16 protein-coding genes and 1 riboswitch are annotated in these 15097 nt (G+C 51.5%); of the genes, 12 read left to right on the forward strand and 4 right to left on the reverse strand.

Annotation, left to right across the window (positions count from 1 at the left end; all coding sequences use genetic code 11):
- Positions 1 to 7 precede the first annotated feature (7 nt).
- From pduD to pduA, 4 genes are read right to left on the reverse strand one after another with little or no spacing between them, the layout of a single operon-like run.
- A complete protein-coding gene (pduD, locus tag OGX98_RS04280) occupies positions 8 to 679 on the reverse strand; it encodes a propanediol dehydratase medium subunit PduD (RefSeq protein WP_045444495.1) in 672 nt (223 codons plus the stop codon).
- Positions 680 to 689: 10 nt separating this feature from the next.
- On the reverse strand, positions 690 to 2354 hold the full coding sequence (gene pduC / locus OGX98_RS04285) for a propanediol dehydratase large subunit PduC (protein WP_048221149.1): 1665 nt from the start codon (positions 2352 to 2354) through the stop codon (positions 690 to 692).
- An 18-nt stretch (positions 2355 to 2372) separates the two neighbouring features.
- Positions 2373 to 3185: a propanediol utilization microcompartment protein PduB gene (gene pduB / locus OGX98_RS04290; protein WP_045444488.1), complete on the reverse strand. Its 813-nt coding sequence runs from the start codon at positions 3183 to 3185 to the stop codon at positions 2373 to 2375.
- The gene (gene pduA, locus OGX98_RS04295; protein WP_003030255.1) at positions 3185 to 3466 is read right to left on the reverse strand and encodes a propanediol utilization microcompartment protein PduA; all 282 of its coding nucleotides are present in this window, start codon (positions 3464 to 3466) and stop codon (positions 3185 to 3187) included. Before pduA ends, pduB begins: the two co-directional genes overlap by 1 nt.
- 524 nt (positions 3467 to 3990) lie before the next feature.
- On the opposite strand from pduA, the gene pduF reads away from it, so the two are divergent.
- The 12 genes from pduF to OGX98_RS04355 all read left to right on the forward strand — a co-directional run bounded on the left by pduF (position 3991) and on the right by OGX98_RS04355 (position 15096).
- Complete coding sequence (gene pduF, locus OGX98_RS04300; RefSeq protein ID WP_045444483.1) at positions 3991 to 4800, forward strand: propanediol diffusion facilitator PduF; 810 nt, start codon at positions 3991 to 3993, stop codon at positions 4798 to 4800.
- A gap of 204 nt (positions 4801 to 5004) precedes the next feature.
- Complete coding sequence (pocR, locus tag OGX98_RS04305) at positions 5005 to 5916, forward strand: transcriptional regulator PocR (RefSeq protein ID WP_045444480.1); 912 nt, start codon at positions 5005 to 5007, stop codon at positions 5914 to 5916.
- A gap of 335 nt (positions 5917 to 6251) precedes the next feature.
- Positions 6252 to 6426: riboswitch (cobalamin riboswitch) on the forward strand.
- Positions 6427 to 6514: 88 nt separating this feature from the next.
- A complete protein-coding gene (locus OGX98_RS04310) occupies positions 6515 to 7894 on the forward strand; it encodes a cobyrinic acid a,c-diamide synthase CobB (RefSeq protein ID WP_286594879.1) in 1380 nt (459 codons plus the stop codon).
- Positions 7891 to 8850 carry an adenosylcobinamide-phosphate synthase CbiB gene (gene cbiB, locus OGX98_RS04315; protein WP_284096981.1) on the forward strand — a complete coding sequence of 320 codons (960 nt, stop codon included), beginning with the start codon at positions 7891 to 7893 and terminating at the stop codon, positions 8848 to 8850. Before OGX98_RS04310 ends, cbiB begins: the two co-directional genes overlap by 4 nt.
- Positions 8851 to 8860: 10 nt before the next feature.
- Positions 8861 to 9493: a cobalt-precorrin-8 methylmutase gene (locus OGX98_RS04320; RefSeq protein ID WP_045444470.1), complete on the forward strand. Its 633-nt coding sequence runs from the start codon at positions 8861 to 8863 to the stop codon at positions 9491 to 9493.
- A complete protein-coding gene (cbiD, locus tag OGX98_RS04325; protein WP_286594881.1) occupies positions 9490 to 10629 on the forward strand; it encodes a cobalt-precorrin-5B (C(1))-methyltransferase CbiD in 1140 nt (379 codons plus the stop codon). Before OGX98_RS04320 ends, cbiD begins: the two co-directional genes overlap by 4 nt.
- On the forward strand, positions 10623 to 11228 hold the full coding sequence (locus tag OGX98_RS04330) for a cobalt-precorrin-7 (C(5))-methyltransferase (RefSeq protein WP_048221155.1): 606 nt from the start codon (positions 10623 to 10625) through the stop codon (positions 11226 to 11228). Before cbiD ends, OGX98_RS04330 begins: the two co-directional genes overlap by 7 nt.
- Positions 11218 to 11787, forward strand: a complete 570-nt coding sequence (locus tag OGX98_RS04335; protein WP_045444452.1) for a decarboxylating cobalt-precorrin-6B (C(15))-methyltransferase — start codon at positions 11218 to 11220, stop codon at positions 11785 to 11787. Before OGX98_RS04330 ends, OGX98_RS04335 begins: the two co-directional genes overlap by 11 nt.
- Positions 11780 to 12553, forward strand: coding sequence for a cobalt-precorrin-4 methyltransferase (locus OGX98_RS04340; protein WP_045444449.1), 774 nt, complete (start codon positions 11780 to 11782; stop codon positions 12551 to 12553). The genes OGX98_RS04335 and OGX98_RS04340 overlap by 8 nt, the downstream gene beginning before the upstream one ends.
- Positions 12534 to 13589, forward strand: coding sequence for a cobalt-precorrin 5A hydrolase (gene cbiG, locus OGX98_RS04345; RefSeq protein ID WP_045444441.1), 1056 nt, complete (start codon positions 12534 to 12536; stop codon positions 13587 to 13589). Before OGX98_RS04340 ends, cbiG begins: the two co-directional genes overlap by 20 nt.
- Positions 13589 to 14314, forward strand: coding sequence for a precorrin-3B C(17)-methyltransferase (locus OGX98_RS04350; RefSeq protein WP_045444439.1), 726 nt, complete (start codon positions 13589 to 13591; stop codon positions 14312 to 14314). The genes cbiG and OGX98_RS04350 overlap by 1 nt, the downstream gene beginning before the upstream one ends.
- Positions 14311 to 15096: a cobalt-precorrin-6A reductase gene (locus OGX98_RS04355; RefSeq protein WP_045444437.1), complete on the forward strand. Its 786-nt coding sequence runs from the start codon at positions 14311 to 14313 to the stop codon at positions 15094 to 15096. Before OGX98_RS04350 ends, OGX98_RS04355 begins: the two co-directional genes overlap by 4 nt.
- Position 15097 lies beyond the last annotated feature (1 nt).

Consider the following 15097-nt stretch of genomic DNA (forward strand, 5'->3'; position numbering starts at 1 on the left):
TCCTTTATCAAAGCGCAACGCGCAGTTCCTGCGGGTTTTTGCCCGTCACGACGTATTTGGTCTCTTTAATGTGCAGAATGGCCGATTTCGCCTGGTATTTCGGACGCGCCATCTGATCATTCAGCGTAGGGACCGGCTGCGGAGATTCACGCTTGGCATATCGCGCAGCGTTCTTACCGATCTGACGATAGGTTTCCAGTGTCAGAAGCGGAGCCTGGGGGAATAACTCCAGGTTAGAAAGCGGCGGTAATCCCTGCTGGTGGATAACCGTAGTGCCTTTTGACTGGATACCGATTGAAATACCGGAACCACTCAGACGGTTACCCTCTACTGCGACAAACGCCACGTCGGAGGATTTAAAACAGCGAATGACACGTGCTTTAATGCCTTCCTCTTCAATACCGGCGATCACTTCACGCAAGATATTCTTGTGTGGTATGCCGACGATATTGACGGTTTGGGACAGACCGAATGCCGGACCAACAGCAATAATCACTTCATCTTGTTGCTGGCCCTGTTTGGCTTCGCCAATCTCGGTCAGAAAGCTGTCACCTTGAGCCGTTGTTTGTGGTGCAACTGCTGTTGTGGACGCGCGAAAAGAGACGGGTTTATCGCTGGTCTGCATTTCAGACAGCACATCTTCAATTATCTGGCGCAGCAGCTTTTCATTGATTTCCATTGTTCACCCCTTAGCCAAGCTCGTTGGGATCAAGTGCGCCGGGGATGTTCTTAATTTCTTCCCAGCGTTCGCCTTGCAGGCGATAACCTGTTGCCGGACCGGCATAATCGTTGACGTCATTGACTGCGGATAGCACTTGTCCGTCGCCGACGATAATGGCGGAGGTATGCAGATAATCTCCGGTTAACTTGGCTTTCTGGATGTTGAGCATGTCCTGAGCAACATCAGTAAACCCTCCCTGGGCAAGGGCTTTCACCACTTCCAGGCCGTTACGGTTTTTATTGATGATCTCTTGTGCAAATTTGATGTCTTCAACAATGTTACGCTCCGGCATATCTTTCGAACCGTGGGCGTAAGTAGCTGCTTCAACTTCTTCATCGGTGATCGGTGGTAATCCCATTCCGGCAAACACGGCCTGTAGTGCGCGGGCGGCTTTGTTACGAATGGCGATGACGTCTTCTTCACGAACAGGGCGCAGTCCACCGTCCACTTTCAGGTCACGCTGGAGAACGTTATAGTCGTCAAAGTCCTCAGCATCTTCGTTAGAACCGGCAAACATGTTGTCGTAGTTCGGAACGGCAGAATAACCGGAAGAGATGAAGTCAGTACCTGGCAGGAATTGCATCAGCAGACGAGCAGTACGACGCATATCCGAGTGAGTAAAGGTTTGGTCGTTACTGGAAGCGCACTCCAGATCCAGAGAAGAACAGATCAGGTTTTCGGCCAGTACCGCGCGGATACCTGACGGTACAGCGGAAGGGACGCCGATGCAGCTGACGGAGCCATTCTGTAACCCTTGCACGCCAGCGGCTTTGGTGATGTAAATGCAGCGGGCTTCCAGGTAAAGCATCGATTTGCCTTCGGCGTAACCCATCTGAACTTCTGAGCCGGAACCGGAGGTAAAGCGCATTTTCAGACCGCGAGAAGCGTAAGAAGAGGCCAGGAAGCCTTTTGACCATGGGGTGTCGTCGCCGTCGGTAAATACCGGTTCAGTACCGTACACAGAAATGGTTTCTGCGTAGCAGGTGTGGCCTAGCATGCCCAGTTTCAGTTCGGTAGCTTCTTCCAGTGAACACTGGGTTAATACGCCAGGACGCCCAACCTGCGAACCTACCAGCAGAGCAATAGCGTTAAATGGAGCGTAACGTGCTACGGCAACGGTTGTTTCCTGTTCGTCAAATCCACGCCATGCGCCTTCTGCAGCATCCGCTGCAATCTGCACTGGGTTGTCTTTTACGTTAGTAACATGCGCTTGCTGAGAAGGGGTACGACGGGCACGCATTTTCTGCATTGCCATCATCATCTCAACGACATTCATGTGTGAAACCACTTCGACAATTTTTGCCGGAGTCATCGCAGTTGTCAGCGGAACTATGTCCCTGCGCTTCACATTGGGATCGCAAAGCATATTGGCGAGTTTGACTGAGTCCATCGCCATCACTTCTTCTGCGCGCGCCAGATTAATACCGTAGCGAGCAATAAAATGGTCAATTAAGTCAAATTCGCCGGCGGCTTTACCATCCAGTTCAGTGACCATGCCGTTAACGATTTTAATAGACGGTTTAGGGTCGTTCGGGCTTTCCATCGCAATGAAGCCTTCTTCGATCCACTCCTTAACAAAGCCGTCCTGATTCACAGGGCGCTTCGCCAGTGCTTCAAATCTTTTCGATCTCATGAATCAGCCTCACTGATATCAGATGTAGGACGGACGATCGTTTTTCGGTTCAGAACCGAGGGTCGCCAGCACGGTTTTACCGATTTCACGGGCGGAGATGACGGCCTGACGCACGGCGCCGGAGTCACCGGAAATGACCAGAATGGCTTCGTTACTAAAACTGGTGCCATGTGCAGGGGAGCTATAGGCCACCACTTCAACGTTGGCGGATTTCAGTGCGGTGTCAGCCATCAGCACACCAACGGATGCCGGTGCGCCGACGATAACGCCACAGGCACGGCCAATTGGCGCCCCAAAGGCTTTTTCCAGCGCGTAACTGGCTCGCGCGGTGTATTGCAACTCGAGGTGCCCGGCTTCATTGCCGTAGACATCACCAAATGTGCGATCAAGCTCTTTCAGAGCGACTTCGATTCCGCGTTTCACATCGGAAACATCGTTGCCGCCTAAGATAATCAGCGAGCCGTGACCCGCACCGCCTTTGGTATCACGGGGAAGCTCAATACTGACGACTTCAGTATTTGTTGCTTTTACCGCTTCATCTGCGGCCATGATGTGTGGACCAGCACCTGTTCGTGCGCCAAGGATGCCAATGGAGCGATAGCGTTTTTCAAGCTTCATCGCGTCCAGTAAGGCGCTGTCTACGTTTGCGATCACCAGACCGACGGTATCGCCAATCGCAGTGCCGACAAATTCCGTTAAACTGCAGCTCTTTTCTGCCATAGCCGTTTCTCGTGTTGGATGATTATTTTCAGGGGTAGCCTTTTGCTCCGGTGTTGCCACACGAGCAATCACCTGCGCCATGATCTGTTCAACCAGTTCATTGCTGCTCATTAGCTAATTCCCTTCGGTAAGATTTTTTCTACATCGGTATGAGGGCGTGGGATCACGTGTACGGCTTTCACTTCACCCACGTTACGTGCGGCTGCTGCACCAGCATCTGTTGCAGCTTTTACAGCGCCTACATCGCCGCGAACAATAACGGTTACCAGCCCTGAACCAATTTTTTCGTAGCCGACCAGCATCACATTGGCTGACTTCACCATTGCGTCTGCAGCCTCTATGGCCGCAGTCAAGCCTTTGGTTTCTACCATTCCTAACGCTTCTTGTTGCATAAAGACCTCGCCTGGGTTGTCCCGATTTTCATGACTATAAAAAGAAGCGAGGAAAAAGAATGGCTGACTTGAAAGTGAGAGTGAAAAAATAGTGAGGTTCGGGTGATATAAAATTGCTGTTTTTTATTATATGGTCTTGTTTTTATTGAATATTAATGATTTTGTTAATGTGATAATTTGGTTATGTCAATTCCAGATTTACATTTTTAGTGGTGACAGATTAAATATCCTTTGCTATGCGCTAAAAATGGAATTGTGATGTTTGTTTGAAAACGGAAATCTGCCCTGAACAATATTTTGTCATTCTTAAAATGTCACTTTATTAGGATTTCAACCCGCTTTCGTGCCTGTTTTAATAAACGTGATTGCAATAATTTGTTATCGCAACACGATTTTTAAGAGCATATCGTTCTGATGTTGCCAACAATTTGTAGGCAACGCTTTTTATAGTAAGCCTCGATGTATTCTACTGCCAGCAAGGAGTTTGCTGGTACAGACACGCACTCTGCTTAGAAGGTGTCATAATGAACGATTCTCTAAAAGCGCAATGCATTGCCGAGTTTTTGGGTACCGGACTGTTTTTGTTTTTTGGTATTGGATGTCTTAGCGCCCTGAAAGTCGCCGGTGCAAGTTTGGGGTTATGGGAGATATGCATCATATGGGGTCTGGGGATCTCGCTTGCTGTCTACCTGACCGCCGGGATTTCTGGTGCGCATCTCAACCCTGCCATTACTATTGCTTTATGGCTGTTTGCTTGTTTCCCAGGACGTAAAGTTTTGCCCTACAGCATAGCGCAGGTGGCAGGTGCCTTTGGTGGTGCGTTACTGGCCTATTTGTTGTATGGAAGTTTATTTGTAGAGTTTGAAACGGCTAATCATATGGTTCGTGGCAGCCTGGAAAGCCTGCAGCTTGCCAGTATTTTTAGTACGTATCCCGCTGCTGCACTGAGTGTCTGGCAGGCCGCACTGGTAGAGGTGGTGATTACGTCTATTCTGATGGGCATGATCATGGCGCTTACCGATGATGGCAACGGTGTTCCCAAAGGGCCACTGGCACCTCTGCTAATTGGTATTCTGGTTGCCGTTATCGGCGCATCTACCGGTCCGCTCACTGGATTCGCAATGAACCCTGCTCGTGATTTCGGCCCTAAACTTTTCGCATGGTTTGCCGGATGGGGCGATATTGCGATGACGGGGGGACGTGACATTCCCTACTTCATCGTACCGATTGTAGCTCCCATTATCGGTGCCTGCGCCGGGGCAGCAATTTATCGTTATTTCATTGGCAAAAATTTACCCTGTAATACGTGTAAGCTGGAGGATAATGAGGGTTAGCTTCACGGAAAATGCCTATTTATGAAATGTAAAAACTGATTTCGTGATCCGGTTTCCTGAACCGGTTAAAAAGTCTCCCAAGAATGGGAGACTTTTGTTATGGTCCATTACACCTTTTTTCATCTTGCTCCGGGTAGAAAGATGAAAAGTGGATGTAAATAATATGTTTTATTTATAACAATAAATTAACTGAGAGGTTTTATCATGATTTCTGCGAGCGCCCTGAACTCAGAACTCATTAATAAAATCGCACAGGATTTTGCACAAGCCACCAGTCTGGCTGTTGTGGTTGTCAATATTCACGGTGATGAAATTTCTGAGTTATTTAATTTCACCCCATTTTGTCAGTTGATGCGCCAGCATCCTCAGCACAGCACACGTTGCCGAATGAGCGATCGCTGTGGAGGACTCGAAGCATCAAAATCCGATCAACCCTGTATTTACCGCTGCCATGCCGGACTCACCGATTTCTCGATTCCTTTAGTGATCGCGGGCCACCTGGTTGGGTTTGTTTTGTGCGGGCAGGTTCGTCTAAGCAATGATGTTGGATTAGTTGATATTTTGAACGTCGACGATCGCTGGCAAGCCGATCCGGAACTGGTCAGTGAATTTCGCAATGTTCCTGAAATGGATTACTCAAGAGTCATCGCTTCTGCGGATCTTCTGAAGCTTATCGTCGAAAATTGTCTTAAGAAACAACTGAATTTTGTTGTTATCAAAGACAACCCACAGCAATCAGAGCCGGCAAAAACGAGTCGTAGCCCGACGCCTCATGACAGCAAAATGAAAAAGGCGCTGCGCTACATTGATGCTCATTTATCGGATGAGCTGCGCCTTGAGGATGTGGCTTCTCATGTTTACCTGAGCCCGTACTATTTCAGTAAGCTGTTCAAAAAATATCAGGGTATTGGATTTAATGCCTGGGTAAACCAACAGCGAATGGCCAGTGCTAAAGAGTTGCTATGCCATAGTGACTGGAGCATCGCCAGCATTGCGCGTAATTTAGGCTTTTCACAAACCAGTTATTTTTGCAAAGTATTCCGCCAGACCTATCAGGTTACGCCACAGGCTTTTCGTCAACAAATTAATGTTGCTTCATCTGGCGAGTCGGCATAAATAGCAATAATTTGCTATTGCCGATTTTTGATATCGTATTGTATGTCCGTCATTATAAAATGAAAATTAGGGATAGCAGTCAATAAATTGTCATAGCGCAACAAAGTAATAGCGTTGGAAGGATAAACTGCACCAGTTTTTATTTTTGTGATGAGATACAGTGTCTGGGTGAATGACTTTCTTTATTATTTATTGATGCTTTCATTTGGAATGTAAGCATAAGAATAAGCTTAATGAAGAGATAACATTGGCTAAGTAAACGCAAGAAAATATTTAAAATGAAATTTTGTCATGAGGTGTGATATTTCATCTCATGGTCCGGAGCTTAATTAGAACAGGCTCCTGAGCTGACAGGTTTGCCACGTTTGTGGTAGGGAAGGGGGTGAGAATCCCCCGCAGCCCCCGCTGCTGTGATGCTGACGACCCCGTATAGACCACTGATCGCAAGATTGGGAAGGACGGGTGAGATTGACGCTAAGCCAGAAGACCTGCCTGTCAGTGACTACCAACAACTTCGGTGGGAAGTGGGTTGCGCAGATGCATACAGTCGAGAGACTGGGTATCTATACACCCCTACCACCCTGAACAGGATCAGGGTATGGCGGCCAATTTTCACGCGTTTGTTCTTGCAGGTACCGGAAGCGGCTGTGGTAAAACTACGGTGACGCTGGGTTTGCTAAGCCTGATGAAAAAACGTGGTTTGCGTGTTCAGCCTTGCAAAGTTGGTCCTGACTACCTTGATACCGCCTGGCATACCGCTGTATGCGGTACGGCTTCCCGTAATCTTGATAGCTTTATGCTCCCCATTCCTACACTCAACGCCTTATTTTGCGATCAGATGCAGCATGCGGATATCGCGGTTATCGAAGGCGTTATGGGATTGTATGACGGCTATGGAACAGATCCTGACTACTGTAGTACCGCCGCAATGGCAAAACAGTTGGGTTGTCCGGTCATCTTGTTGGTTGATGGTAAAGCCGTTTCAACCTCTATTGCCGCGACGGTGATGGGTTTTCAGCATTTTGACCCCTCCTTAAATATTGCCGGTGTAATCGTTAATCGGGTTAACAGCGAAACCCATTACCGGTTACTTAAAGTGGCGATTGAGCGCTACTGTTCAGTGCCTGTTTTAGGCTATGTTCCCCGAGTGGAAGGCGTGGCTCTCCCGGAACGTCATCTTGGATTAGTCACCGCGCGTGAGTCGGTTGTTAATCAGCAGCCATGGCAGGAATTTGCCGCAACGCTTGAGCAAACGCTGGATATCGACGCCCTCCTGACGCTAAGCCAAATAGATACCCAACCTGTTGGCGAGTGGCCCGCACTTCCTGCCGCTGATGCAGGCGCCGGGTTAACGCTTGCCATCGCAGATGATGAAGCATTCAACTTCTACTACCCGGACAACATTACGCTACTGGAACGTGCGGGTATCAACATCGTGCGTTTTAGTCCGTTACACGACAGCAATCTACCTGATTGCCAGATGATTTGGTTGGGCGGCGGATATCCTGAATTGCACGCTGCGACACTTTCAGGCAATACCAGCATGCTGGCGCAACTGCGTTCAGCTCATCAACGCGGCGTGGCGATTTACGCAGAGTGCGGCGGTCTTATGTATCTTGGAAGCTCGCTGGAGGATAGCAACGGCGATATCTGGCCGATGGCGGATATTATTCCAGGTCACAGCAAAATGGGTAAGCGTCTGACCCGCTTTGGCTACTGTGAAGCGCGGGCTGTTGAGCAAACATTGCTGGCGGCACCAGGCGAAGTGCTGCGCGGACATGAATTCCATTATTCCGACTTTACCCCTGAAATTCCAGCTGTGATGGCCTGCCGTAAGGTTCGTGATGGTAAAACATTGCAATCATGGTCTGGTGGCTGGCAAATGGGCAATACTTTCGCCAGCTATCTGCACGTTCATTTTGCTCAGCGTCCTGAAATGCTTAATCACTGGCTGGCGGCGGCAAGGAGTGTGCTATGACACTGCTCGCATGGTGTATTGCCTGGCTTCTTGATTTTTTCATTGGTGACCCGCCGAACTGGCCGCACCCGGTACGCTGGATTGGTAATCTTATTTCAGCCGTTCAGCGAATGATTCGACGTTACTGTCATAGCGACATGATGCTGCGTATTGGTGGCGCAGTAATGTGGATAGTCGTTGTTGGGCTGACCTGGGGCGTGTGCTGGGGCGTACTGACACTGGCTCAGTCAATTCACCCCTGGCTTGGCTGGGGTATTGAAGTTTGGATGATCTTTACCGTGCTGGCGGGGCGTTGCCTCGCTGACGCCGCACGGGATGTTGAGCGTCCACTGCGTGCCAATAATCTTGCTGAAAGCCGTGAGAAACTCTCATGGATTGTGGGCCGTGACACCTCGCAATTACAACCGCAACAGATCAATCGCGCAGTGGTGGAAACCGTTGCTGAAAACACTGTTGACGGCATCATCGCACCGCTGTTCTTCCTTTTTCTTGGTGGCGCCCCGCTGGCGATGGCCTACAAGGCGGTGAATACCCTGGACTCCATGGTCGGTTACAAACATGAAAAATACCGTGCAATCGGTATGGTCAGCGCGCGTCTGGACGATGTCGCAAACTTCATTCCTGCAAGACTAAGCTGGCTGCTGCTGGGTGTGGCGGCATTCTTATGCCGTAAAGACGGCTCACGCGCATTGCATATTGGCTGGCGCGATCGCTACAACCACAGCAGCCCAAACTGTGCATGGTCGGAAGCAACTGTTGCCGGAGCATTAGGTATTCGTCTGGGTGGTCCTAATGACTACTTTGGCGAGCGTGTTGAGAAACCGTGGATTGGTGATGCACAACGAGATATTTCGGTAGACGACATTTCCCAAACGATTCGATTGATGTGGGTAGCATCGACGCTGGCACTGGCGCTATTTATCGCGCTGCGGTGGCTGCTGGTCGGTGTAGCCTGAGGACAATACTATGCAATATATCCAGCAACCCCAGGCGATTGAGGCCAAAAGTTTCGACATTATTGGTGAGATCATCAGTGAAACCCGTCCGGACTATCAGTTTGCCAGTCCGTTACATGAGGCCATCATTAAGCGGGTTATCCACACCACGGCAGACTTTGACTGGCTGGACATTCTCTGGTTTTCCAGTGATGTGCTGGAGCAGTTTTGCGCCGCGCTACGTCGTCCGAGCGTGATTTACACTGATACCACGATGGCGCTTTCCGGGATCAATAAAACACTGCTGGCAAAATTTGGCGGTGAGTGCCGCTGCTATATCAGCGACCCGCGCGTGGTGCGTGCGGCAAAAGAACAGGGGATCACCCGTTCAATGGCGGCCGTCGATATTGCAGTGAAGGAAGAAGGCGAAAAGCTGTTTGTCTTCGGTAACGCACCGACGGCGCTGTTCCGCCTGCTTGAGCACGATGTTGCCGTCAGTGGCGTGGTCGGCGTACCGGTAGGTTTTGTCGGCGCGGAAGAGTCGAAAGATGCACTGACGCAAAGTAACTTGCCAGCTATTGCCGCCTTAGGCCGCAAAGGGGGGAGCAATGTCGCCGCCGCTATCGTCAACGCTATGCTCTACCACATGCAGGGGGAGCGATGAGCGACCAACCCTTCGATGCTCCGGTATGGCATAACGGAAAAGCACTGCGCAAAGGATACACCACAGGATCTTGTGCGACGGCGGCAGCGAAAGTGGCTGCGCTGATGGTATTGCGTCAGCATTTGATCCATCAGGTTTCAATTGTGACGCCTTCCGGTGTGACGCTATGTCTGAATGTTGAGTCGCCGCACATTGAAGGACTGCAGGCTATTGCCGCCATCCGCAAAGATGGTGGCGATGACGTGGACGCCACGCATGGCATGCTGATTTTCGCCCGTGTAACGTTAGACGATAGCGGAGAAATCCGCTTACAGGGTGGTGAAGGCGTCGGTACGGTGACCCGCAAAGGTATTGGCCTGCCGGTGGGGAGTTCGGCGATTAACCGAACGCCTCGCCAGACGATTGAATCTGCCGTACGTGAGGCTATCGGACCAAATCGCGGAGCGCAAATTGAAATCTTCGCTCCAGAAGGTGAAGAACGGGCGCAAAAAACCTACAACTCGCGTCTTGGTATTCTGGGCGGTATTTCCATCATTGGTACCACCGGTATCGTTACACCGATGTCGGAAGAAAGCTGGAAGCGTTCACTGTCGCTGGAACTCGAAATCAAACGTGCCGCCGGGCTGGATCGCGTCGTGCTGGTGCCGGGCAACCACGGTGAACGTTTCGTCCGCGAACAGATGGGGATCGATACGCAGGTTGTCGTCACCATGAGTAACTTCGTGGGTTACATGATTGAAGAGGCGGTACGCCTTGGGTTCCGACAAATCGTCCTGGTTGGCCATCCTGGTAAGCTCATTAAAATAGCAGCAGGAATTTTCCATACCCATAGCCATATTGCCGATGCCCGTATGGAGACACTTGTTGCCCATCTGGCATTGCTTGGTGCCCCGCTGGAGTTACTGACGCTGGTCAGTGACTGCGATACTACTGAAGCCGCGATGGAGCACATCGACGCATACGGCTTTCAGCATATCTATAACCATCTGGCTAAGCGTATCTGCATGCGCGTTCTGCAAACTTTGCGCTTTACGAAAAATCCCCCGACCTGCGACGCCATTATGTTCTCTTTTGATAACCAGATCCTTGGTAGCAACCGTCCTGTCGCCGAGATTGCGGAGGAGATGCAATGTTAACTGTTGTAGGGATGGGGCCCGCGGGGTTGCATCTGATGACGCCGGCGGCGCGCGATGCGGTCGCAATAGCGGATGTTCTTGTCGGTGGCAAGCGGCATCTGCAGCAGTTCCCGAATTTTACCGGTGAACAGTTTGTCCTCGGGGCCAACATCCCGGAGTTATTGGGCTGGATTAGCGCTCATCAGGACCGACACGTGGTGGTACTGGCGTCTGGTGATCCTCTATTTTACGGAATCGGTACCCGGATGGTGGCGCACTTTGGCATCGAAAATGTGCGCATTATTCCCGGTATTAGTGCGGTGCAGTACCTTTGTGCGCAGTCCGGCATTGATATGAACGACATGTGGCTCACCAGTAGCCACGGTCGCAACGTTTGTTTCGATGAGCTGGCTCGACATAACAAAGTGGCCATGGTCACGGATGCCCTGTGCGGCCCGCGTGAAATCGCCCATCAACTGATTGCACGGGGTAAGGGACATCGCTGGATGGTGATTGGCGAAAACCTGGCGATGGAAAATGAGCGTATCCACTGCCTGCCTCTCAGTGAAATTAATGCCGACTATGACATGAATGCAGTGGTGATCCTCGATGAAAGATGAGCTTTTTCTGCGTGGAGGGAAAGTGCCGATGACCAAAGAAGCGGTACGCGCACTTGCCCTCTCAAAACTTGAATTACACCGTGCCAGTCACCTGATTGATATTGGTGCAGGAACCGGCAGTGTATCAATCGAAGCGGCGTTGCAATATCCGTCGCTGCGCGTCACGGCTATCGAGCGTAACCCTGATGCGTTAAGGCTTCTGGACGAAAATCGCCAGCATTTTGCCTGCGGGAATATCGACATTTTTCCCGGTATCGCGCCGATGACCATCACCGAAAAAGCCGATGCCATCTTTATGGGCGGCAGCGGTGGCCATCTGACCGATCTGATTGACTGGTCGATGCGTCAACTGCATCCGGCAGGACGGTTGGTGATGACGTTCATCCTTCAGGAAAACCTGAATACCGCCCTGGCTCATCTGGACCATCTCGGCGTACAGAGGGTGGATTGCCTGCAAATGCAGGTTTCATCTCTGACTGTGCTCGGTAGTGGTCACTATTTCAAACCGAATAATCCCGTTTTTGTTATCGCCTGTCAGAAGGAAGGAAACCATGTCTGAGATTTTTGATCCCCGTAGTGTGTGGTTTGTTGGCGCTGGTCCTGGCGATCGTGAGCTGATCACCCTTAAAGGTTACCGCTTGCTGCAACAGGCGCAGGTGGTTATCTACGCCGGGTCGCTGATTAACACTGAACTGCTGGATTATTGCCCGGCAGGTGCTGAGTGCCATGACAGCGCGGAACTGCATCTGGAGCAGATCCTCGACCTGATGGAAGCCGGAGTGAAGGCAGGAAAAACCGTAGTACGCCTGCAAACTGGTGATGTCTCGTTGTATGGCTCTGTGCGTGAGCAGGGCGAAGAGCTGACCAAACGTGGGATTGACTGGCAGGTTGTACCGGGTGTCAGCGCATTCCTCGGTGCAGCGGCCGAACTTGGTGTCGAGTACACCGTACCTGAAGTTTCACAGAGTCTGATTATTACCCGCCTGGAGGGCCGCACACCGGTACCAGAACGTGAACAGCTGGAGTCGTTTGCCAGCCACCAGACGTCCATGGCGATTTATCTTTCTGTCCAGCGTATTCACCGGGTTGCTGAACGTCTGGTTGAAGGCGGTTACCCGGCGACCACACCAGTGGCAGTCATCTACAAAGCGACCTGGCCAGAAAGCCAGACCGTGCGCGGCACCCTGGCTGATATCGGCGACAAAGTACGCGATGCAGGGATCCGCAAAACGGCGCTCATTCTGGTCGGTAATTTCCTGGGCTCGGAGTACCACTACTCCAAACTCTATGCGGCGGACTTTAGCCATGAATACCGTAAAGCCTGAATCTATTGCACTGTTTTGCCTGACACCGGGCGGCGTGACGCTTGCGAAGCGTCTGGCGGCGATGCTGCCGGTAACCTGTTTCACCAGTGAAAAGTTGCTGGAGGAGGGATTTCTTCCGTTCGAAAACGGTTTTGCCAATGCTGCGCGCGACGCTTTTGCGAACTACTCAGCGCTGATTTTTATTGGTGCGACCGGTATTGCGGTACGCGTACTGGCCCCGCTGGTAAACGACAAGTTCTGCGATCCGGCGGTTGTGGTGATTGATGAGCGTGCCCAGCATGTTATCAGCCTGCTCTCAGGTCATGCGGGGGGCGCTAATGCCCTTGCGCGTTATCTGGCGGGAATGCTGGGGGCTGATCCGGTGATTACGACCGCGACGGATGTGAATGATATGGCGGCTCTGGACACGCTTGCGTTCCAGTTGAATGCGCGAATGACCGATTTCCGCTCAGTGGTAAAAATTGTCAACCAGATGCTGGTTAGCAACAAACGGGTGGGGCTGTGGTGGGATGATGAACTGGCACAGGACGTCAGCCATTGCGATCGCCGTGGTTTTATCACCGTAACCGATCTCACGCAATTACCGGAACTGGATGCGTTAATTTGCATCACTCTGCGCACCGATTTACCAGAAATGCCCATCCCGCACTGGAAGCTGGTGCCACAGCGGGTGGTGGCTGGAATTGGTTGTCGCCGTGATACGCCATTTCCGTTGTTAGCCGAGTTGCTTGCCCGTCAACTTGAAGCCCAGCGGCTCGATCCGCTGGCGTTAAAAGCGATTGGCAGCATCACGCTGAAAAAAGATGAACAGGGACTTATCCAACTGGCCTCCTGCTGTCGCGTACCTTTCGAAACCTTTACTGCTGACGCGCTGCGTGAGCATGAACACCGTTTTCCTGCTTCGTCGTTTGTACGCAAAACGGTCGGCACGGGAAGTGTTTCCGGTCCTGCAGCCTGGCTACTGAGTCATGGACAACTGTTAGGCGAGACCCTGCGTGAACAGGGCGTCACTATTACTTTGGGAGTTTCACACTGATGTTAACCGTAATTGGAATTGGCCCTGGCTCGCAGGCAATGATGACCATGGAAGCCGTTGAAGCACTGCAGGCGGCAGAAATCATTGTTGGCTATAAAACATACACCCATCTGGTAAAAGCCTTCACTGGTGATAAGCAGGTGATCAAAACCGGTATGTGCAAAGAGATTGAACGCTGCCAGGCGGCAATTGAACTGGCGCAGGCTGGGCACAACGTGGCGTTGATCAGCAGTGGCGACGCCGGGATTTATGGCATGGCCGGGTTGGTACTCGAACTGGTCAGCAAGCAGAAGCTGGATGTTGAGGTCAAGCTGGTTCCAGGGATGACGGCCAGTATTGCTGCGGCGTCTTTGCTGGGCGCACCGTTGATGCACGACTTTTGCCATATCAGTCTCAGCGATCTGTTAACACCATGGCCGGTGATTGAAAAACGCATTGTTGCCGCAGGTGAAGCTGACTTCGTTATCTGTTTCTACAACCCGCGCAGCCGCGGCCGTGAAGGGCACCTGGCGCGTGCTTTTGAACTGCTTTCGACCAGTAAAAGCGCGCAAACGCCGGTGGGGATCGTGAAGTCGGCGGGGCGTAAAAAACAGGAGAAATGGCTGACCACGCTGGGTGAAATGGACTTTGAACCGGTTGATATGACCAGTCTGGTGATTGTTGGTAATAAAACGACCTATGTTCAGGATGGCCTGATGATCACGCCACGGGGTTATGTGCTGTGAATTACGGAGATGTACTGGTCATGGGTGGCACCAGCGATGCACGCATGCTGTGCCAGCAACTGGATGCAGCAAACGTGGCCTATACCCTGTCGGTTGCAACACCGACAGGGAAACAGCTGGCGGGCGACATCAAAGGTCAGGTGCGCTGTGGACGCCTGGAGCGGGAGCAGATGATTGCCTGGCTGCAAGAAAATGGTACGCGCTGGGTGATCGATGCTTCACATCCTTATGCCGAAGTGGTGAGCCGTAACATCATGAGCGCATGTGAAGCGGCAGGCGTACTGCTGAGCCGCTATCAGCGCCCTGAGCAACTGAGTGATTTAACGCACCCGCATTTGTACACCGTGCAGAGTATTCAACAAGCCTGCGATGTAGCGCGACGCTTCGGTGAGCGCGTACTGCTGACGACCGGTAGTAAAGATCTGGCTATCTGGCGTACGGGATTGCCGGATAAAACGCTGCTGGCTCGCGTACTGCCGGTACCTGAGGTTATCCAGCAATGTGCGGATTTGGGCTTTGGCGTGGGTGAAATTTTCGCACTGTGCGGTCCTTTTAGCGCCGAGTTTAATGCTGCGTTCTACCGCCAGTGTCTGGCTGATGTGGTTATCACTAAAGCATCGGGTGCGGAAGGCGGTTATCAGGAAAAAGTACAACCTTGTCTGGATGCCGGTATCCCCTGCATCGTGATTACACGTCCGGCACCTTTGGTGACGGGAGAAGAGTTACTGGAAAGTCAGGCCGCATTTGGGGCGCGTTTAGCGCGCTGGCTGGCCGCTGCTTAAG

The sequence above is a fragment of the Citrobacter sp. Cm046 genome (assembly GCF_030333065.1).
Classification (GTDB): Bacteria; Pseudomonadota; Gammaproteobacteria; order Enterobacterales; family Enterobacteriaceae; genus Citrobacter; species Citrobacter murliniae.

Excerpts from the sequence above, each read along its gene's own strand:
- OGX98_RS04310 (WP_286594879.1), top strand. The coding sequence starts at position 6,515 with ATGGCGGCCAATTTTCACGCGTTTGTTCTTGCAGGTACCGGAAGCGGC.
- OGX98_RS04335 (WP_045444452.1), top strand. The coding sequence starts at position 11,218 with ATGAAAGATGAGCTTTTTCTGCGTGGAGGGAAAGTGCCGATGACCAAA.
- OGX98_RS04350 (WP_045444439.1), top strand. The coding sequence starts at position 13,589 with ATGTTAACCGTAATTGGAATTGGCCCTGGCTCGCAGGCAATGATGACC.
- pduF (WP_045444483.1), top strand. The coding sequence starts at position 3,991 with ATGAACGATTCTCTAAAAGCGCAATGCATTGCCGAGTTTTTGGGTACC.
- cbiD (WP_286594881.1), top strand. The coding sequence starts at position 9,490 with ATGAGCGACCAACCCTTCGATGCTCCGGTATGGCATAACGGAAAAGCA.
- pduA (WP_003030255.1), bottom strand. The coding sequence starts at position 3,466 with ATGCAACAAGAAGCGTTAGGAATGGTAGAAACCAAAGGCTTGACTGCG.
- OGX98_RS04340 (WP_045444449.1), top strand. The coding sequence starts at position 11,780 with ATGTCTGAGATTTTTGATCCCCGTAGTGTGTGGTTTGTTGGCGCTGGT.
- cbiB (WP_284096981.1), top strand. The coding sequence starts at position 7,891 with ATGACACTGCTCGCATGGTGTATTGCCTGGCTTCTTGATTTTTTCATT.
- cbiG (WP_045444441.1), top strand. The coding sequence starts at position 12,534 with ATGAATACCGTAAAGCCTGAATCTATTGCACTGTTTTGCCTGACACCG.
- OGX98_RS04330 (WP_048221155.1), top strand. The coding sequence starts at position 10,623 with ATGTTAACTGTTGTAGGGATGGGGCCCGCGGGGTTGCATCTGATGACG.
- OGX98_RS04320 (WP_045444470.1), top strand. The coding sequence starts at position 8,861 with ATGCAATATATCCAGCAACCCCAGGCGATTGAGGCCAAAAGTTTCGAC.
- pduD (WP_045444495.1), bottom strand. The coding sequence starts at position 679 with ATGGAAATCAATGAAAAGCTGCTGCGCCAGATAATTGAAGATGTGCTG.
- pocR (WP_045444480.1), top strand. The coding sequence starts at position 5,005 with ATGATTTCTGCGAGCGCCCTGAACTCAGAACTCATTAATAAAATCGCA.
- pduB (WP_045444488.1), bottom strand. The coding sequence starts at position 3,185 with ATGAGCAGCAATGAACTGGTTGAACAGATCATGGCGCAGGTGATTGCT.
- pduC (WP_048221149.1), bottom strand. The coding sequence starts at position 2,354 with ATGAGATCGAAAAGATTTGAAGCACTGGCGAAGCGCCCTGTGAATCAG.